The sequence below is a fragment of the Pseudomonas sp. BN414 genome, from assembly GCF_029871275.1.
GTDB classification, from domain to species: Bacteria; Pseudomonadota; Gammaproteobacteria; order Pseudomonadales; family Pseudomonadaceae; genus Metapseudomonas; species Metapseudomonas resinovorans_C.
This window is the reverse complement of record NZ_SSOL01000016.1, coordinates 20,466-38,457: the sequence shown is the minus strand read 5'-3', so window position 1 is coordinate 38,457 and position 17,992 is coordinate 20,466. Positions and strand designations below refer to the sequence as shown.

General features: G+C 64.3%; 17 protein-coding genes. 5 read left to right on the top strand and 12 right to left on the bottom strand.

Annotated elements, in window-relative coordinates; genetic code table 11:
• The 10 genes from E8E95_RS00300 to bioB form a co-directional block, all read right to left on the bottom strand.
• Positions 1-1,792 (bottom strand): acyl-CoA dehydrogenase C-terminal domain-containing protein (locus E8E95_RS00300; protein WP_280347199.1); only part of this gene is annotated, 1,792 nt, incomplete at its 3' end.
• A gap of 185 nt (positions 1,793-1,977) precedes the next feature.
• Positions 1,978-3,771, bottom strand: a complete 1,794-nt coding sequence (locus tag E8E95_RS00295) for an acyl-CoA dehydrogenase C-terminal domain-containing protein (protein ID WP_280347197.1) — start codon at positions 3,769-3,771, stop codon at positions 1,978-1,980.
• Positions 3,772-3,879: 108 nt separating this feature from the next.
• Positions 3,880-5,175: a GGDEF domain-containing protein gene (locus tag E8E95_RS00290; RefSeq protein WP_280347195.1), complete on the bottom strand. Its 1,296-nt coding sequence runs from the start codon at positions 5,173-5,175 to the stop codon at positions 3,880-3,882.
• A 176-nt stretch (positions 5,176-5,351) separates the two neighbouring features.
• Positions 5,352-7,157 (bottom strand): phenylacyl-CoA dehydrogenase, encoded by a 1,806-nt coding sequence (locus tag E8E95_RS00285; RefSeq protein WP_280347193.1) that lies wholly within the window; start codon positions 7,155-7,157, stop codon positions 5,352-5,354.
• Positions 7,158-7,438: 281 nt separating this feature from the next.
• Positions 7,439-7,681, bottom strand: coding sequence for a hypothetical protein (locus E8E95_RS00280; protein ID WP_280347192.1), 243 nt, complete (start codon positions 7,679-7,681; stop codon positions 7,439-7,441).
• Between the two features lie 63 nt (positions 7,682-7,744).
• Positions 7,745-8,449 (bottom strand): dethiobiotin synthase, encoded by a 705-nt coding sequence (gene bioD, locus E8E95_RS00275; RefSeq protein WP_280347190.1) that lies wholly within the window; start codon positions 8,447-8,449, stop codon positions 7,745-7,747.
• 1 nt (position 8,450) lies between these two features.
• Entirely contained in the window at positions 8,451-9,266 is an 816-nt protein-coding gene (bioC, locus tag E8E95_RS00270) for a malonyl-ACP O-methyltransferase BioC (protein ID WP_280347188.1), read from the bottom strand.
• Positions 9,259-9,984, bottom strand: coding sequence for an alpha/beta fold hydrolase (locus tag E8E95_RS00265; protein WP_280347186.1), 726 nt, complete (start codon positions 9,982-9,984; stop codon positions 9,259-9,261). The genes bioC and E8E95_RS00265 overlap by 8 nt, the downstream gene beginning before the upstream one ends.
• Positions 9,977-11,158, bottom strand: a complete 1,182-nt coding sequence (gene bioF / locus E8E95_RS00260) for an 8-amino-7-oxononanoate synthase (protein WP_280347184.1) — start codon at positions 11,156-11,158, stop codon at positions 9,977-9,979. The genes E8E95_RS00265 and bioF overlap by 8 nt, the downstream gene beginning before the upstream one ends.
• A 98-nt stretch (positions 11,159-11,256) precedes the next feature.
• The gene (bioB, locus tag E8E95_RS00255; RefSeq protein ID WP_179058047.1) at positions 11,257-12,315 is read right to left on the bottom strand and encodes a biotin synthase BioB; all 1,059 of its coding nucleotides are present in this window, start codon (positions 12,313-12,315) and stop codon (positions 11,257-11,259) included.
• Between the two features lie 224 nt (positions 12,316-12,539).
• On the opposite strand from bioB, the gene E8E95_RS00250 reads away from it, so the two are divergent.
• The 5 genes from E8E95_RS00250 (at position 12,540) to rarD (ending at position 16,610) form a co-directional block, all read left to right on the top strand.
• On the top strand, positions 12,540-12,833 hold the full coding sequence (locus E8E95_RS00250) for a hypothetical protein (RefSeq protein WP_179058046.1): 294 nt from the start codon (positions 12,540-12,542) through the stop codon (positions 12,831-12,833).
• 24 nt (positions 12,834-12,857) lie between these two features.
• The gene (locus tag E8E95_RS00245; protein WP_280347180.1) at positions 12,858-13,586 is read left to right on the top strand and encodes a ComF family protein; all 729 of its coding nucleotides are present in this window, start codon (positions 12,858-12,860) and stop codon (positions 13,584-13,586) included.
• 67 nt (positions 13,587-13,653) lie between these two features.
• A complete protein-coding gene (locus tag E8E95_RS00240; protein ID WP_280347178.1) occupies positions 13,654-14,418 on the top strand; it encodes a TOBE domain-containing protein in 765 nt (254 codons plus the stop codon).
• 64 nt (positions 14,419-14,482) lie between these two features.
• Complete coding sequence (locus E8E95_RS00235) at positions 14,483-15,457, top strand: serine/threonine protein kinase (protein ID WP_280347176.1); 975 nt, start codon at positions 14,483-14,485, stop codon at positions 15,455-15,457.
• A gap of 265 nt (positions 15,458-15,722) precedes the next feature.
• Positions 15,723-16,610 (top strand): EamA family transporter RarD, encoded by an 888-nt coding sequence (gene rarD, locus E8E95_RS00230; RefSeq protein WP_280347174.1) that lies wholly within the window; start codon positions 15,723-15,725, stop codon positions 16,608-16,610.
• A 100-nt stretch (positions 16,611-16,710) separates the two neighbouring features.
• Here rarD and E8E95_RS00225 read toward each other — a convergent pair whose 3' ends face one another.
• Positions 16,711-17,229 carry a glycine cleavage system protein R gene (locus E8E95_RS00225; RefSeq protein WP_179058041.1) on the bottom strand — a complete coding sequence of 173 codons (519 nt, stop codon included), beginning with the start codon at positions 17,227-17,229 and terminating at the stop codon, positions 16,711-16,713.
• 37 nt (positions 17,230-17,266) lie between these two features.
• The gene (locus tag E8E95_RS00220) at positions 17,267-17,713 is read right to left on the bottom strand and encodes a GNAT family N-acetyltransferase (protein ID WP_280347170.1); all 447 of its coding nucleotides are present in this window, start codon (positions 17,711-17,713) and stop codon (positions 17,267-17,269) included.
• Positions 17,714-17,992: the final 279 nt, after the last annotated feature.

The window sequence follows — 17,992 nt, the reverse complement described above, 5'->3', positions numbered from 1 at the left end:
AGAACTGCTCGGCGTCCAGCAGGTAGAGCGACTCGCTGCCGGCCTTCACCGAGGCGGTCAGGGAGTGGATGCGCGGCAGCAGGCGGGCGAAGTAGAAGCGCGCGGTGCCGAGCTTGCTGGCGTAGAAGTCGTCCTGACCTTCCTTGCCCAGGGCAGCACGACCGATCGCGGCCCGAGCCATCAATGCCCACATGTAGGCGTAGGCGGTGTAGCCGAACACATGGAGGTACTCCACCGAAGCGGCACCGATTTCGTTCGGGTTGTTCTTCGCGCGGTCCAAGACCCAGGCAGTCAGCTCGTCGAGGTTGGCGACAGCGGCTTTCAGCGGCTCGGTGAACTCGGCGAGCTCAGCGGAAGCGCTGTTGGCGAATGCGTTGATCTCGTCGGCGAACTGCTTGTAGAACGCGCCGCCGCTGCCGACGACCTTGCGGCCCACCAGGTCGAGGGCCTGGATGCCGTTGGTGCCTTCGTAGATCTGGGTGATGCGCACGTCACGCACCAGTTGCTCCTGGCCCCACTCACGGATGAAGCCGTGGCCGCCGAAGACCTGCTGGCCGTGGACGGTGGTTTCCAGACCGAGGTCGGTGAGGAACGCCTTGGCCACCGGGGTCAGCAGCGCGACCATTTCTTCCGCGCGCTTACGCACGACGGGGTCTTCGCTGAACTTGGCGGTGTCGAGCTGCATGGCGACGTAGCTGGAGAAGGCGCGGCCGCCTTCGTTGGCTGCCTTCATGGTCAGCAGCATGCGGCGTACATCGGGGTGCACGATGATCGGGTCAGCGGCCTTTTCCTTGGCAACCGGGCCGGTCGGCGAACGGCTCTGGATGCGCTCGCGGGCGTATTCCACGGCGCTCTGGTAGGAACGCTCGCCGGACGCCAGGCCCTGGATACCCACGCCCAGACGCTCGTAGTTCATCATGGTGAACATGGCGGCCAGGCCCTTGTTCGGGGCGTCGACGATGTAGCCGGTGGCGCCGTCGAAGTTCATCACGCAGGTGGCCGAACCCTTGATGCCCATCTTGTGTTCGATGGAGCCGCAGGACACGGCGTTCTGCTCGCCCAGGGAGCCGTCGGCGTTAACCATCACCTTGGGCACGAGGAACAGGGAGATGCCTTTCGGACCAGCCGGGGCGTCGGGCAGCTTGGCCAGTACCAGGTGGATGATGTTCTCGGTCAGGTCGTGCTCGCCACCGGTGATGAAGATCTTGGTGCCGGTGATCTTGTAGCTGCCGTCGGCCTGGGGTTCGGCCTTGGTGCGGATGATGCCGAGGTCGGTACCGGCGTGCGGTTCGGTCAGGCACATGGAGCCGGACCAGACACCTGCGTACATGTTCGGCAGGTACTTTTCCTTCAGCTCTTCGCTGGCGTGGGCGTTGATCGACAGGCAGGCGCCGGCGGTCAGCATCGGGTACAGGCCGAAGGAAAGGTTGGCCGCGTTGACCATTTCTTCCACCTGGGCGGAGATGACCTTGGGCATGCCCATGCCGCCGAAGACGGGGTCGCCGCCCACGCCGACCCAGCCACCTTCGGCATAGGTCTGGTAGGCCGCAGGGAAACCGGCCGGGGTGCTCACGGCGCCATCTTTCCACTGGCAGCCTTCTTCGTCGCCGCTACGGTTCAGCGGGGCGATCACGCCACCGGTGACCTTGCCAGCTTCTTCCAGGATGGCGGAGGCGGTATCGGCGTCGACCACTTCGGCCAGGGCAGGCAGCTCAGCCCAGAGCTTGGCGACCTCGAAGACTTCATTGAGGACGAAGCGCATATCGCGCAGGGGCGCTTTGTAGTCAGCCATTGCAAACCTCGTAATCACTCACAGGTGGCCAGTGGGGCCGGTTTCACGGATAGACCCGGAGTGTACATGAACAACTTTTTGGAGACATAGTGTCACTTAGTGACTATATGGTCGCAGTCGGTCACGCACCCCAGGAGAAAGTAAAAGGCCCGCTCCAGGCGGGCCTTCGACCGTCCATCGGCGGGTCAGAGCGAGAAGTTTTCTGCAGGCAACTGCATCAGGCAATCGCTGCCCGCCTCCACGGCCGCCCGATGGGCCTCGGTGCGCGGCAACAGGCGCTTGAAGTAGAAATCGCAGGTAGCCAGCTTGGTCTGATAGTAGGCGCTGTCGCCCTCGCCCGCCTGCAGCTTGGCTTCCGCCACCAGGGCCATGCGCAACCAGAACCAGGCCAGGGTGATATAGCCGGAGTACATGAGGTAATCCAGCGCGGCTGCGCCCACTTCGTCCGGGTTCTTCATCGCGGCCATGCCGACCTTCTGGGTCAGCTCGCCCCACTGCTGGTTGAGACGCGCCAGTTCGGCTACATGCGCCTTGAAACGTGGATGCTCGGCCTGGGCCTGGCAGAACTTGTGAATCAATTTGGTGAATCCACGCAGCAGCTTGCCCTGGCTGCCCAGCACCTTGCGGCCCAGCAGGTCGAGCGCCTGGATGCCGTTGGTGCCCTCATAGATGGGGGCGATGCGGCAATCGCGCACCAGCTGTTCCATGCCCCATTCGCGGATGTAACCGTGGCCGCCGAACACCTGCATACCGAGGTTGGTGGCTTCGAGGCCGGAATCGGTCATGAAGGCCTTGCAGATCGGGGTGAGGAAGGCGAGCAGGTTCTCTGCTTCTTCGCGCTGCTCGGCGCTGTCGCTGCGATGGGCGATGTCCAGTTGCTGGGCGGTGAAATAGGCCAGGGCACGGTTGCCTTCATTGAAGGCCTTCATCGTCAGCAGCATACGGCGCACGTCGGGGTGCACGATGATCGGGTCGGCCGCCTTGTCCGGCGCTTTGGGCCCGGTGAGGGCACGCATCTGCAGACGGTCATAGGCGTATCGCACGGCGCCCTGGTAGCTGGCTTCGCCAAGGCAGAGGCCCTGCATGCCGGTGCCCAGGCGCGCATGGTTCATCATGGTGAACATGCAGTTCAGGCCCTTGTTGGCCTCGCCGATAAGGAAGCCTTTGGCGCTGTCGAAGTTCATCACGCAGGTCGCCGAAGCCTTGATGCCCATCTTGTGCTCGATGGAGCCGCAGGAAACGGCATTGCGCTCACCAACGCCCTCTCCGACCGGGAGGAACTTGGGCACGATGAACAGGGAAATTCCCTTGGTGCCGGCCGGCGCGTCAGGCAATTTGGCCAACACGAGGTGGACGATGTTCTCGCTCATGTCGTGCTCGCCGGCGGAGATGAAGATCTTGGTGCCGGAGATCGCGTAGCTGCCGTCGGCCTGGGGCACGGCGCGGGTCTTGATGATGCCGAGGTCGGTGCCGCAATGGGGCTCGGTGAGGCACATGGTGCCGGTCCAGCGGCCTTCGGTGAGACGGGTCAGGTAGGTCTGCTTCTGCTCTTCGGTGCCGTGGGCGTGAATGGCCGACATGGCGCCGTGGGTCAGGCCCGGGTACATGGCCCAGGACTGGTTGGCCGAGGCGACCATCTCGCTGATGATCAGCCCGAGGGAGTGAGGCAGGCCCTGGCCACCGTAGGCCGGGTCCGCCGCCAGGCCGTTCCAGCCACCTTCGACGTACTGGGCGAAGGCTTCCTTGAAGCCCTTGGGCGTGGTCACCACACCGTCGCGCCACTGGCACTCTTCTTCATCGCCGGAGCGGTTGATGGGCGAGAGCACCTGCTCGCAGAACTTGGCGCCTTCCTCGAGGATGGCGGCAACCATGTCCGGGGTGGCATCGCTGGCGCCCAGTGCCGCGTAGCTGGCCGGGTAGTCGAAGACTTCGTCGATGAGGAAACGGATGTCGCGAAGCGGGGCCTTGTATTCGGGCATGGCAGATTCTCCTTGTGAGGGCAGCACTCGATATTCTGACCCTACTGCGCCCCTGCCCTGCTCACAATGACGCTGCCGATGCTGAATGCAGTGTCATAACTGACCGCCTCAGCTACTGGCGACCCTTTTGACCCGCACCGCGCCGCGACGATTCTCGCCGTGACGGAAGACCCGGTTACGCCCGGCGCTCTTGGCGCTGTAGAGCGCCTGGTCAGCGGCCTTGATCACCTCTTCCGGAATACGTTGTTCGGCATCCCGCTCGGCCACGCCGATGCTGATGGTCACCGACACCGTCTGCCCGCTGGCAGCACCTCGCCGGGAACGACCGGTGTCGTCGCTCTTCGGTCGGCTCCCCTGGTCTCGCAGGTGCATCTGATACTGCTCGATAGCCTGGCGAACGGCCTCCAGGTGCGGCATGCACTCGTCCACCGATTTGCCGGGGAAGAGGATGGTGAATTCCTCGCCGCCGTAGCGATAGGCCTTGCCGCCACCTCCGACCTTGCGCAGGCGGCTGGCTACCAGACGCAGCACCTGGTCGCCCACGTCATGGCCGTAGGTGTCGTTGAATTTCTTGAAGTGATCGACGTCGGTCATCGCCAGCACGTAGTTGCGGCCAAGACGCCGCAGCCGCTCGTTCAGCGCGCGACGACCGGGCAGGCCGGTGAGCTCGTCACGGAAAGCCATCTGGTAGGCCTCCTGGGCCACCGAGGCCGTGAGGGCGAGCATCACCAGGCTGCTCATCACGTGCAGCGCATGGGGCAGCATGAAGGTCTTGGGCAGCATCCAGAGCAGGCCGCACAATCCGAGCAATTGCGCGGCATGCTGCGGCCGAGGCTGACGCACATAGATGACTATCAGGGCTACCAGGGCGATGGCGAACGCCAGGTAGGCGAGTTGCACCAAGGTCATCCAGCCGCCGTGCAGCAAGGGCCAGTAGATCTTGCCGATCACGCCCAGCATCGCATCCGGGTAGCTGCTGCCGAGCGCTACCACCACGCCGAGCACGGCCATCAGCACCGCACCCCGGGCAACAAAATCCTGCAGCAGGTGGGTGCGTTCCTCCCAACAGCCATACAGGCCGTAGAGCAGGGGCAGCAGCAGGCTGGCCAGATGGAAGACCAGCCCGGCGTCCTCCCGAACCACCCGCTCGGCCTGGTAGTAATCGACCTGGGTATCCAACTGGTAGTAGGCCAGGTAGACCACCAGCAGCAGCGCCACTTGGCGCACGCGACCGTAGGCCGAGCAGAAGGCGCCGCCCAGCAACAGGAGCAGGGTCGGAAGGACGTTGAACAGGGAGGTGAAAAACTCGTTCATTCCCGACAGCGAGCCCACCACTCCGCCCCCGACCACCAACGACAAGGGAGGCAGGCAATGGCTGACGCGATAGGACGCACGAGGCCGCACGAGGTCTGATCCTGGGATTCGAAAGACGGGGAAATATCGAGGTGGCGATATGATTGCACAGGCGCGAATCACAAAGCACGAGGTGCCAGTGCGAACTTCTCCACATCCCTACGTGAAGACGGTCCGTACAACGAAAAAGCCCGCCAGATGGCGGGCTTTTCGTGTAGCACCGAACCTTAGTAACCCAGGGCGAAATCTTCTTCGGCCAGGTCCATCAGGTTGTTGGCACCGGACAGCATGGTTTCAGCGTGGGTGCGGGTACGCGGCAGGATGCGCTTGAAGTAGAAGCGCGCGGTCTGCAGCTTGGCCTTGTAGAAGGCGGCATCGCCGTCGCCGGCAGCCAGCTTCTCGGCAGCCAGGCGAGCCATGTCGGCCCAGAAGTAGGCCAGGCAGGCATAACCGGAGTACATCAGGTAATCCACCGAAGCGGCACCTACTTCCTCGCGATCCTTCATGGCAGCCATGCCGACCTTCATGGTCAGGTCGCCCCACTCCTTGTTCAGCTTGGCCAGCGGCTCGACGAATTCCTTGACGGCTTCGTTGCCTTCATTGGCCTGGCAGAACTTGTGCACGATCTTGGTGAAGCCCTTGAGCGCTTCGCCTTGGGTCATCAGGATCTTGCGGCCCAACAGGTCGAGGGCCTGAACGCCGGTGGTGCCTTCGTACATCATGGAGATGCGGCAGTCACGCAGGTTCTGCTCCATGCCCCACTCGCTGATGAAGCCGTGGCCACCGTAGATCTGCATGCCGTGGGAAGCGGACTCGAAGCCCACTTCGGTCATGAAGGCCTTGGCGATCGGAGTCAGGAAGGCCAGCAGGGAGTCAGCGGCTTTCTTCTGCTCTTCGTCCTGGCTGTGCTGGACGATGTCCACCTGTTTGGCGGTGAAGTAGACCATGGCGCGGTTGCCTTCGGCGAACGCCTTCATGGTCAGCAGCATGCGACGCACGTCCGGGTGGACGATGATCGGGTCGGCAGCCTTGTCCGGAGCTTTCGGGCCGGTCAGGGAACGCATCTGCAGACGCTCGCGAGCGTACTTGATGCCACCCTGGAAACCGATCTCGGCGTGGGCCAGGCCTTGCAGCGCGGTACCCAGGCGAGCGGTGTTCATGAAGGTGAACATGCAGTTCAGGCCTTTGTTCGCCGGGCCGATCAGGTAGCCGGTGGCGCCGTCGAAGTTCATCACGCAGGTGGCGTTGCCGTGGATGCCCATCTTGTGCTCGATGGAGCCGCAGGAAACGGCGTTGCGCTCGCCCACGCCGCCTTCGGCGTTCGGCAGGAACTTCGGAACGATGAACAGGGAGATACCCTTGGTGCCGGCCGGAGCGTCGGGCAGGCGGGCCAGGACGATATGGACGATGTTGTCGGCCATGTCGTGTTCACCGGCAGAGATGAAGATCTTGGTGCCGGAGACTTTGTAGGAACCATCAGCCTGGGGCTCGGCTTTGGTACGCAGCATGCCCAGGTCGGTACCGCAGTGCGGTTCGGTCAGGCACATGGTGCCGGTCCACTCGCCGGATACCAGCTTGGTCAGGTAGGTGTGCTTCTGGTCGTCGGTGCCGTGGGCGGACAGGGTGTTCATCGCGCCATGGGACAGGCCGGGGTACATGCCCCAGGACCAGTTGGCGGAGCCGACCATCTCGCTGATGGCCAGGCCGAGGGATTCCGGCAGGCCTTGACCGCCGTGGTCGACGTCATGGGCCAGGCTCGGCCAGCCACCTTCGACGAACTGCTTGTAGGCTTCCTTGAAGCCGGTCGGGGTCTTAACGCCGGACTCGCTCCAGGTGCAGCCTTCGGTGTCACCCACACGGTTCAGCGGAGCGATCACCTGCTCACAGAACTTGGCACCCTCTTCAAGGATGGCGTCGACCATGTCCGGGGTAGCGTCCTGGCAGCCAGGCAGGCTCTGATAGTGCGCTTCGTAGCCGAGCAGTTCGTCACGAACGAAGCGAATATCACGCAAGGGGGCCTTGTAATCAGGCATAGCGGTAAACCTCTGCAGTGGGTTCCTGGTTCAGCTGACCGGAGCGCCGGTCGCTAACGGCATCTTGTGGTAATTGCGAGAGCAATCAAACAGGCGTTTGAAACATACGTTTATGCTAATTCGCTGTCAAGCGCTGCGCCCGACCGACCGGTCATCTCCCTGGCAGGCAGCCGAAGGCCCTGCCTGATGACAGTAAAGATCAAGAAACAGCGCGACAGCGCGGGAACGAGTCAGGAAGGAGAGGATGAAAAAAGGGCCGCGAGAAGCGGCCCTTGGGGGGATCAGGCGAAGGTATCGATGAGACTGCCAATCATCTGGTCGGTGGCCTTGGCGACCATGCTGCCCGCCTCGGCCTGGACCTTGCCGGCCTCCAGGGCGAGCAGGATGCTGGTGAGGTCGGCAGACTGCGAGTCAGCGCCGCTGACAGCGTTGCTGGCTATTTCACCGGCTGCCTGCTGGATCATGCGCTGGCCGGACTGGATGGCGCCGAGTCCTGCGCTGAAGCCACTTCCCTGGATTTCCATGTCGGATACCGAAGCTCGATGGACAATGCCGGCAATTGAAGCAGCAGAACCCGCGCCGCGCAATCAGGCCCGGACGTACCCGGCAATCCGCAGCAATGGCGAGAGGTCGAGATAGCCGGCTACCGCCGCCGGAGTCGCCTCGTCCAGGCGTGGTATACGCCCCAGACAGGGTGCTGGAAGGCGCTCGGTCAGGGTCGCGAGATTTTCTTCCAGGCGAGAAGTGTGCGGGTCGACCACATTGGCCACCCAGCCGGCCAGGGTCAGGCCGTCGCGCTGGATGGCCTCGGCAGTCAGCACGGCGTGATTGATGCAGCCCAGACGCACGCCGACCACCAGGATTACCGGCAAGCCGAGGGCGATGGGCAGGTCGGACAGATTGGCCTGCCCCGCCAGCGGCACGCGCCAACCGCCAGCACCCTCGACCAGGCTGAAGTCGGCACCCATCGCCAGCACACGGCGCACCGGAGCGGCAAGCGCATCCACGTCCAGCTGGACGCCCGCTTCCCGGGCGGCAAGGTGCGGTGCGATGGCCGGCGCGAAAGCCAGCGGATTGACCTCGTCGTACGTCAGAGGCAACGAGCATTCGCCCAACAGCGCCAGAGCGTCACTGTTGCGCAGGCCTTCGGCGGTTTCTTCGCAACCTGACGCCACCGGCTTCGCCGCCGCCGTGGACAGCCCCCCGGATCGGGCGCAATGGAGCAGGCCCGCGGCGATGGTGGTCTTGCCGATCTCGGTGTCGGTACCGGTGACGAAGTAGGCCACGGCCATGTCAGTCTTCCTTTTTCATGACGCCATAGACCACCTGATAGGTGGCCGGCAGGCCCTGGGACTGACGGAAGCGTTCGTATGCCTCCACCAACGCGAGGATGCGCGCCCGCCCGGTGAGCCCGCCGGGGCGGCCGGGGTTGAGGTTGTGCGCGCCGAGGGCCTTGAGTTCGTGGGTCAGGGTGCGCAGGTCGGCGTAGTGCAGCACCTGGGGCTCGCTGCCCAGATCCAGCGGAAGCAGGCCACTGGCGGCGCAGAGGTCCTGGTAATCCTCCAGGCGACGGAAGCGGTTGACGTGGACGAAGCCGTCCACCGCCTGCCAGCTATCACGCAACTCCTGCAGGGTGCCGACGCACAGGCTGCTGAAGGCGAATACGCCACCCGGCTGCAGCACGCGGCGAGCCTCGGCGAGTACGGCGGCGAAGTCGGCGCACCACTGCACGGCCAGGCTGGAGAAGATCAGTTGCTGGGTGCCGCTGGCCAGCGGCAGGTGCTCGGCATCGCCGGCGACGAATCGCTTGGCGCCACCCTGCGGACGGGCGTGGCGCAGCATACCCTCGGCGATGTCCAGCGCCAGGCCGTCGCTTTGCGGGAAACGCTCGGCCAGGGCGCGCGAGAAGTAGCCGGTGCCGCAGCCCATGTCCACCCAGTTGTCCGGCGTGAAGCCATCCGGCAGCCGGCGCAGCAGCTCATTGCCAACCGCCCGCTGCAAGGCAGCGACACTGTCATAGCTGTCTGCCGCGCGGGAGAAGGATGCCGCCACCTGGCGCTTGTCCGGCAGACGACCTTCGGCATCGGCAGCGTTACGGGCGTCAGACATCATCACCCTCACGCATGAACCCGAGAATGGCGGCAGCGACTTCGTCCGGCCGCTCCAGCGGCAGGCCGTGACTGGCGTCGGCGAAAACCTGCACCTCCACATCCGGTAGCCATTCCAGCAGCGCATCGGCGGCAGTCGCAGGCACCAGCGCATCGCGCCCGGCGAACAGATGCAGTTGCGGTCCGCCGTAACCCTGGATAGCCGCACGGATATCCAGCACATCCAGCAAGCGCAGGCCCGCGTCCAACACCTTGGGTTCGGTGGGCAGTTGGGTGACCTGCAGCTGTCGCGCCAGAGTGCGGGCGTCCCGAGCGCCCTGGGCCACCAACATGGTGAAGCGCTTGAGGGTCTGCGCCGGATCGAGACGACAAGCCTCGTGGAAAGCCGCGAAGACCTCCTGGGACATGGCGCAGGGCCATTCGTCGCGGTCACGGAAACTCATGTTGCTGCACAGGCCGATCAGGCCACGGCAGGCACCGCCCCGGCGCGCGGCCAGTTGCGCGGCGAGCATACCGCCCAGCGACCAGCCGGCCAGCCAGCTGTCGGTGGCGAGGCGGGAATCCAGCTCATCGAGCCAGGCACCGGCCTGTTCCAGGGCAGGCAGCGGCTCGACCTCAATCACCAGGTGCGGCGCGCGCTCCAGCAGAGCTTCGCGCAAGGGTTCCAGGGCGGCAGGACCAATGGCCCAGCCCGGCAGCAGAATCAGGCGCTCACGCATTGGGGGCATCCTCCTTCGCCAGTTTCTCCCAGCATTCCGCCAGGGCACTCAGCAAGGATTCAAGCTGCTCTTCACTGTGAGCGGCGGAAAAAGTGACGCGCAGTCGCGCACTGCCAGCCGGCACGGTGGGCGGGCGGATGGCGCCGACCAGGATGCCGCGCTCGCGCAGCATGGCGGACAGCTTCATGGCGCGGGCGCTGTCTCCGATCAGGATCGGCTGGATCGGCGTCGGGCTGTCCATCAGGGTCAGGCCGATCTCGGCTGCCCCCTCGCGGAAGCGGCGAATCAGGGCATTCAGATGGTCCCGGCGCCAGCTTTCATGCTGCAGCAACTCCAGGCTCTTCAACGTGGCGCAGGCCACCGCCGGGGGTTGGCTGGTGGTGTAGATGTAGGGGCGGGCGAACTGGATCAGAGTCTCGATGAGTTCTTCGCTGCCGGCGACGAATGCACCCGCGGTACCGAAGGCCTTGCCGAGGGTACCGACCAGCACCGGTACATCCTCCAGGCCCAGGCCGAAATGCTCGACGATGCCGCCGCCATTCACTCCCAGCGGCCCGAAGCCGTGGGCATCGTCCACCATCACCCAGGCGCCACGGGCTTTCGCGGCGGCGCAGATGGCGGGCAGCTCCGCGAGGTCGCCGTCCATGCTGAACACGCCATCGGTCACTACCAGGGTATTGCCTTCCGCCTTTTCAAGACGGCTGGACAGGCTGTCCACGTCGTTGTGCAGATAGCGCGAGAAACGCGCCCCGGAGAGCAGCCCAGCGTCCAGCAGAGACGCGTGATTGAGACGGTCCTCCAGCACGGTATCGCCCTTGGCCAGCAGCGCGGTGACCGCGCCCAGGTTGGCCATGTAGCCGGTGGAGAACAGCAGTGCACGGGGCCTGCCGGTGAACTCGGCCAGGGCCAGTTCGAGATCGTGATGCGGTCCGCTATGGCCGATTACCAGATGCGAAGCGCCACCTCCGGCACCCCAGCGCTCCACGCCAGACTGCAAGGCAGCCTTCACCTCGGGATGAGCGGCCAGGCCAAGGTAGTCGTTGGAACAGAAGGCCAGCATGGGGCGGCCGTCCACCACCACCTCAGGCCCCTGGGGGCTTTCGAGCAATGGGCGCTGGCGATAGAGGTTGTCCGCATGGCGGGCGGCAAGGCGCGAGGCAAGATCAAAAGGCATGGGCGGTTCGGTTTTTCGTAGGAGCCAGCGTGCTGGCGAACCTGCAGGAGCCGCCCTTCGCGAGCAAGCTCGCTCCTACAGGGTTCGATAACGCGGTATCAGGCAGACGCGGCGTTGTAGAACATCTGCGAATCGCGCTGCTCGACCAGGGCTTGCTCGATGGCAGCCTGGTGCACTTCGTCGGCGTGCTCTTCGCGCTCTTCCGGCTTGATGCCGAGGCGCGCGAACAGCTGCATGTCCTTGTCGGCCTGCGGGTTCTTGGTGGTCAGCAGTTTTTCGCCGTAGAAGATCGAGTTGGCGCCCGCCATGAAGGCCAGGGCCTGCATCTGCTCGTTCATCTGCTCGCGGCCGGCGGACAGGCGCACGTGGGACTTCGGCATCATGATCCGGGCGACCGCCAGGGTGCGGATGAAGTCGAACGGATCGACGTCCTTCTCTTCCGCCAGGGGAGTGCCCTTCACTTTCACCAGCATGTTGATCGGCACCGACTCCGGGTGCTCGGGCAGGTTGGCCAGCTGGATCAGCAGACCGGCGCGGTCGTCCACCGACTCGCCCATGCCGAGGATGCCGCCGGAGCAGATCTTCATGCCCGCCTCACGCACGTAGGCGAGGGTCTGCAGACGCTCGCTGTAGGTGCGGGTGGTGATGATGTTGCCGTAGAACTCCGGCGAGGTATCCAGGTTGTGGTTGTAGTAGTCCAGGCCGGCGTCGGCGAGGGCCTTGGTCTGCTCCTGGTCCAGGCGACCAAGGGTCATGCAGGTTTCCAGGCCGAGCTTCTTCACGCCTTTGACCATTTCCAGGACGTAGGGCATGTCCTTGGCGGACGGGTGCTTCCAGGCGGCGCCCATGCAGAAACGGGTGGAACCGATGGCCTTGGCTTCGGCAGCGGCCTCGAGGACCTTCTGCACTTCCATCAGCTTTTCCTTGTCCAGGCCGGTGTTGTAGTGGCCGGACTGCGGGCAATACTTGCAGTCTTCCGGGCAGGCGCCGGTCTTGATCGACAGCAGGGTGGAAACCTGTACCCGATTCGGATCGAAGTGTGCCCGGTGAGCGATTTGGGCCTGGAACAGCAGGTCGTTGAACGGCTGCTCGAACAGAGCCTTCACCTCAGCGAGGGACCAGTCGTGGCGGGTAGCGATGGATGCGGTTGCGCTCATGTAGGTTTCCTTCGACGCTGTAGGGTGCCTTTGTCAGGGATACCCGGACCGGGAGTCCGGGAATTCAAGCTTAGGGCATCATATGTGGAGCTATGACGCTGTCAACCAGATTTGCGACACAGGTTGACAACTGATCATTTATTAATCACACCAACCAATGAACCAGAATCACCGGCGAGGCTCAAATCCTGGGCAGCCCGCTGCTGAAGGAGCATCACACTGCAATGCGTACGGAAGGATTTTTCGAGTGGCTCGGCCGGATCATCGGCACCGTCATTCGCTTCGTCGTCGACCTGCTTTCAGGCGTGCTCGGCGGCATTGGCCAGGCCATCGACGATTTTTTCAACGGCCTGGCGCGGGCCATCGGCATGGATGTGTCGTTCTTCAGCCTGTTCCTGCTGGTTATCGGCCTGCTCCTGCTCTACAGCGGGATACGCGCCTTCATTCGCAAGTCCATCATCGGCGGCCTGGTGCTCACTTTCCTCGGTCTGGTAGTGATGAGCTGGCTGATCGTCTGAACCGCATGTCCCACGGAGGGGACCATGTTTGCTCTGCTCGCCCGTCTACGGCCGGCCTGGCTTCGCCACACACCCATCTGTCTGCTCTGCCACGCGCCGGGCGACGTCCTGCCGATTTGCAGCGGCTGTGAAGCGGAGCTGCCCTGGCTCAGTGGACATTGCTCCGTTTGCGCCCTGCCCTTGCCCACCCATGGGCTGCCCTGCGGCGATTGCCTGAAGCGCCCACCGCCCTTTACCCGGGTCGAGGCGCCATGGCGCTATGGCTTTCCGGTAGACAGCCTGATCACCCGCTTCAAGCACCAGGGCAACTGGCCCCAGGGTCGCTTGCTGGGGGAGTTGCTGGCGCGTCATCTCGCCCATGCGTTCAACGAGGGCCTGCCCCGGCCACGGGCGCTCCTGCCCGTACCACTGGCAGCGCCCCGATTGCGTCGACGCGGCTTCAACCAGGCACAGATGCTGGGGCGCTGGCTGAGCGACGAACTGCATATCCCGTTGCAGGAGGGATGGCTACAGCGCATCGAGGACGGCCCGCCCCAGCAGGGGCTGGACGCGGCAGAACGGCGCCGCAACCTGCGACGCGCGTTCGCCCTGAACGTTCTCGCCGACGTGAAAGACCAGCATCTGGCCTTGGTGGATGACGTGCTGACCACCGGCACCACCGCGCATTTCCTCGCCCGCCTGCTGAAGCGCGCAGGAGCCTCGCGGGTGGACGTCTACTGCCTCGCGCGCACGCCCCGTCCTGGCGACCGCTGAAGTCTTGACGTGGCGTCACCCGTGGGAGCAGCCTGCGCGCCAGATGCCCGGAGGAACCCATCCGCCCATGAGCCTGACCAGCGCCCTCACCCAGCAACTCACCCGCCGCCCGCAGCGCCTGGCCCTGCTGGAACAGATCGCCGTGCAAGGCTCCATCACCCGCGCCGCCAAGGCTGCGGGCCTGAGCTACAAGGCTGCCTGGGACGCCATCGACGAATTGAACAACCTCGCCGAACGCCCCTTGGTGGAACGCTCGGTGGGAGGCAAGGGCGGCGGTGGCGCGCGATTGTCGGCCGAAGGGGAACGCCTGCTGGCGCTCTACAAGCGCCTGGAAAGCCTGCAAGCGCGCCTGCTGGAAAGCGCCGAAAGCGAGCGGGACCTGGAACTGCTTGGGCGCCTGATGCTGCGCACCAGCGCCCGCAACCAACTGAGCGGCCGCGTGCTCGACATCGAGTCCAGGGGGCGCAACGACCTGGTGCGCGTCGAACTGGCGGGCGGTATCCGACTCTCGGCCCAGATCACCCACGACAGTACCGAGAAGCTGGAACTGGCCCCGGGTCGCAGCGTGGTCGCCCTGATCAAGGCGGGCTGGTTGCGGCTTCACGCCATTTCCGAACAGGCAGACGAAACCCTCAACCAGTTGGAGGGCCGGATCGAAGAAATCTTCGACGCCGACGACGGCCCCAGCGAAGTGCGCATCGCCCTCGCCAGCGGCCAGACCCTCTGCGCCCTGGTCGAGGCCGAGCGGCTGGCCGCGCTTGGCCTGAAGACCGGCCACGCAGTGCGTGCTCAATTCGCCGCCGGCCAGGTGCTGCTCGGCACGGCGCTCTAGGCCGCAACGCGCAGCAAATCGCTCCATTGGCGGTAGACTGGGCGCCTGACTGCCGGAGCCGCTCATGTCTCACCCTTTCGATGACCTCACCCCCGACCTCGTACTCGACGCAGTGGAAAGCCTTGGCTACCTCAGCGACATGCGCATCCTCGCGCTGAACAGCTACGAGAACCGCGTCTACCAGGTGGGCATCGAGGACGCCGAGCCGCTGATCGCCAAGTTCTACCGCCCGCAACGCTGGAGCGACGCAGCGATACGCGAGGAGCACAGCTTCAGTGCCGAACTCGCCGAGTGCGAAGTGCCGGTGGTGGCGCCGTTGCAACGCGACGGTGAAAGCCTGTTCGAACATGCTGGTTTTCGCTTCGCCCTCTTCCCCCGCCGCGGCGGCCGCGCGCCGGAACCGGGCAACCTGGACCAGCTCTATCGACTCGGCCAGCTCCTGGGACGCCTGCACGCAGTGGGCGCCACGCGCCCGTTCGAACACCGCGAAACCCTGGCGGTAGACAACTTCGGTCACCAATCGCTGGCCACCCTCCTGGAAGGCAACTTCGTTCCCCGGAGCCTGCTGCCAGCCTATGAGTCGGTGGCCCGTGACCTGCTCAAGCGCCTGGACAAGCTGTTTGCCGAAGTGCGCTATCAGCCGATCCGGCTGCACGGCGATTGCCATCCCGGCAACCTGTTGTGCCGCGACGAGGTCTTCCACATGGTCGACCTCGACGACTGCCGCATGGGCCCGGCAGTCCAGGACCTGTGGATGATGCTGGCCGGCGAACGTCACGAGCGCCTCGGCCAGCTATCCGAGTTGATGGATGGCTACCAGGAATTCCACGACTTCGACCCGCGCGAGCTGCCGCTGATCGAGGGCTTGCGCGCCCTGCGCCTGATGCACCACAGCGCCTGGATCGCCCGCCGTTGGGACGACCCCGCCTTCCCCATGCACTTCTCCTGGTTCGGCAGCGAACGCTACTGGGGCGACCAGATCCTCACCCTGCGCGAGCAACTCTCGGCGCTGGACGAAGAGCCGTTGAAGCTGTTCTGAATGGTCGGGTCCTCTGTGGGGGCGAATTCATTCGCTATAGGCTGCGCAGCAGCCCCAAACCTCGCAGGGCGAACCTGCGGTCCGCTCAGCGATTGAAATCGCCCCCACAAAAGAGCAGAGGGCGCGCCTCGCGAGCAGGCGTAAAGAACCCCTTACGCTTTCCGCTTGCCTATCCCCACGGAAAAAACCTGAGCGCACAGACAAGTCGTGACGGCGCCAACTAGAATGTCGCACCACTCGATAGCTGCCTAAGCAAGGACATTCCATGGCCACCGCCGACCCGCGTCGCGGGTACATCCTGGGGCTCTCCGCCTACATCATCTGGGGACTCTTTCCGCTCTATTTCAAGGTCATTCAGAACGTTCCGGCGCTGGAGATCATCGTTCATCGCGCGCTGTGGTCAGCTCTATTCGGCGCGGCACTGCTGCTGGTGTGGAAGCATCCCGGCTGGTTCCGCGAGCTGCGGGAAAATCCCAAGCGCTTCGGCGTGCTGGCCGCCAGCGGCATGCTGATCGCCGGCAACTGGCTGGTCTACGTCTGGGCGGTGAACAACGGGCGCATGCTGGAAGCGAGCCTCGGCTACTACATCAACCCGCTGGTGAATGTGCTGCTGGGGATGCTGATCCTCGGCGAGCGCCTGCGTCGCCTGCAGTGGGTCGCTGTGCTGCTTGCCGCCATCGGCGTGGCACAGCAGATCTGGCAGGTGGGTGCACTGCCCTGGGTATCCCTGACCCTGGCACTGACCTTCGGTTTCTATGGGCTGATCCGCAAACAGGCACCGGTAGCCGCCCTGCCCGGCCTCGTCGTGGAAACTTGGTTGCTGTTACCGCTGGCAGTGGGCTGGTTGCTGCTGAGCCCGGAGGCAGCGTCCACGCAGGCAAGTTTCTGGAGCAGTTCCGAGGCGCTCTGGCTGGTCGCCGCCGGCCCCATCACGCTGGTGCCGCTGGTGTGCTTCAACGCCGCTGCCCGTCACCTGCCCTACACGACGCTGGGCTTCCTCCAGTACCTGGCACCGACCCTGGTGATGCTGCAGGCGATCTTCCTGTTCGGCGAGCACTTCGACCCGAGCAAGCTGCTGGCCTTCTGCTTCATCTGGGCGGGCCTGGCCATCTACAGCGTCGACGCCTGGCTCACCCTCCGCCGTAATTCCTGAGGCGCTACCGTAGATTGGTGCGGGCGGCGTTCCGTCAGAGCGAAGCCCAACGAACGCCCTTGAAGGGGGCACGTTGGGCTTCGTAACACTCCGAGAAAGCTCACTTCTCCTGATGCAGGTTCAGCTCCACCATCAGGTCATCGGCCAGGGTTTCCAGCTTGGCCTGCAACACGTCCAGCGACAGGGTCAGCGGAACTGCCAGCACCGCTTCGGCATGGAACAGCGGCTCGCTGCTCATGGGGGCGGGCATCACTTCAGTGATGAGGCTTTCCAGGTTCACGCCCAGCTCCGCCAGCAGGCGGGTTATGTCTCGGACGATGCCCGGCCGGTCGTTGCCCACCAGGTCCAGCAGGATCGGCTTCCAGGTGCAGGCCGGTTCGATGCCACTCTGCGCCAGCATCACGCGGATGCCGTGGGCGCTGAGGCCCTGCAATCCCTCCACCAGCTCGTCGTAGCCTTCGGCCGGGACCGCTACGCGCAATATCCCGGCGAACTGCCCGGCCATGCGCGACATGCGGCTTTCCAGCCAGTTGCCGCCATGGGCGGCGATGCACTGCGCGACGCGTTCCACCAGACCGGGCTGGTCCGCCGCGATAACGGTAAGTACCAGATGATCCACGCTCGACTCCTTATCGGTAGGGAACCGGCAACCGGCCTCAGGCCAGGCTCAGCCAGTAGGTGAAGTAAATCTCGTCCCGCACATAGCCGAGTCGTTCATAAAGCGCCTGGCCGGCAAGATTGGTCTTCGCAGTTTCCAGCTGGATGCCGCAAGCGCCGGTGCGTTCGGCATGGGCACGGGCGGCGTTCATCAGGTCTTCGCCGACTCCCTGGCGGCGGGCGGCGGGCACTACATAAAGATCGCTCAACAACCAGGCCGGTGCCAGCGCCAGCGACGAGAGAAAGGGATAGAGCTGGGTGAACCCGAGGGGCGCACCATCCTCACCACGAGCAATGAACAGCGTCGAGTCGCCGCGATCCAGCCGCTGTTCGAGGAACGCACGGATGTCCGATTGGGGCCTCGGCACCTGATAGAACTCGAGGTAGCCGGCGAAAAGGCTGGAGAGATCATCAAGATCGCTGAAGGTGGCAGCATTTACAGGCATGGAAAGGCTCCGGGACGAATTCGCTGGAGTATAGGAAAGCGCCGGAAACCCCGCGCGGAATCCCATGCGACGGCCTGTCGCAGTTCTAATGAAAAATAAATCGTGTACATTTTTCAGATTTAACTGGAACAAAGCGCCATTTTTTTGCGAACATTCTGCCCACCGTTGTGACCGTAAAGCAGCTTTTAGTCGCATAGCGACGCGACCCCACTGATTTTCACAACGGCTTCATGTAGTATGCCGCGCTTCGGACTACAAGAAGGGAAACCCCCGGTCCGA

Bases quoted from the DNA above. Each gene is read 5' to 3' on its own strand.
- E8E95_RS00295 (WP_280347197.1), bottom strand. From the start codon at position 3,771: ATGCCCGAATACAAGGCCCCGCTTCGCGACATCCGTTTCCTCATCGAC.
- E8E95_RS00285 (WP_280347193.1), bottom strand. From the start codon at position 7,157: ATGCCTGATTACAAGGCCCCCTTGCGTGATATTCGCTTCGTTCGTGAC.
- E8E95_RS00280 (WP_280347192.1), bottom strand. From the start codon at position 7,681: ATGGAAATCCAGGGAAGTGGCTTCAGCGCAGGACTCGGCGCCATCCAG.
- bioD (WP_280347190.1), bottom strand. From the start codon at position 8,449: ATGGCCGTGGCCTACTTCGTCACCGGTACCGACACCGAGATCGGCAAG.
- bioC (WP_280347188.1), bottom strand. From the start codon at position 9,266: ATGTCTGACGCCCGTAACGCTGCCGATGCCGAAGGTCGTCTGCCGGAC.
- E8E95_RS00265 (WP_280347186.1), bottom strand. From the start codon at position 9,984: ATGCGTGAGCGCCTGATTCTGCTGCCGGGCTGGGCCATTGGTCCTGCC.
- bioF (WP_280347184.1), bottom strand. From the start codon at position 11,158: ATGCCTTTTGATCTTGCCTCGCGCCTTGCCGCCCGCCATGCGGACAAC.
- bioB (WP_179058047.1), bottom strand. From the start codon at position 12,315: ATGAGCGCAACCGCATCCATCGCTACCCGCCACGACTGGTCCCTCGCT.
- E8E95_RS00250 (WP_179058046.1), top strand. From the start codon at position 12,540: ATGCGTACGGAAGGATTTTTCGAGTGGCTCGGCCGGATCATCGGCACC.
- E8E95_RS00245 (WP_280347180.1), top strand. From the start codon at position 12,858: ATGTTTGCTCTGCTCGCCCGTCTACGGCCGGCCTGGCTTCGCCACACA.
- E8E95_RS00240 (WP_280347178.1), top strand. From the start codon at position 13,654: ATGAGCCTGACCAGCGCCCTCACCCAGCAACTCACCCGCCGCCCGCAG.
- E8E95_RS00235 (WP_280347176.1), top strand. From the start codon at position 14,483: ATGTCTCACCCTTTCGATGACCTCACCCCCGACCTCGTACTCGACGCA.
- rarD (WP_280347174.1), top strand. From the start codon at position 15,723: ATGGCCACCGCCGACCCGCGTCGCGGGTACATCCTGGGGCTCTCCGCC.
- E8E95_RS00220 (WP_280347170.1), bottom strand. From the start codon at position 17,713: ATGCCTGTAAATGCTGCCACCTTCAGCGATCTTGATGATCTCTCCAGC.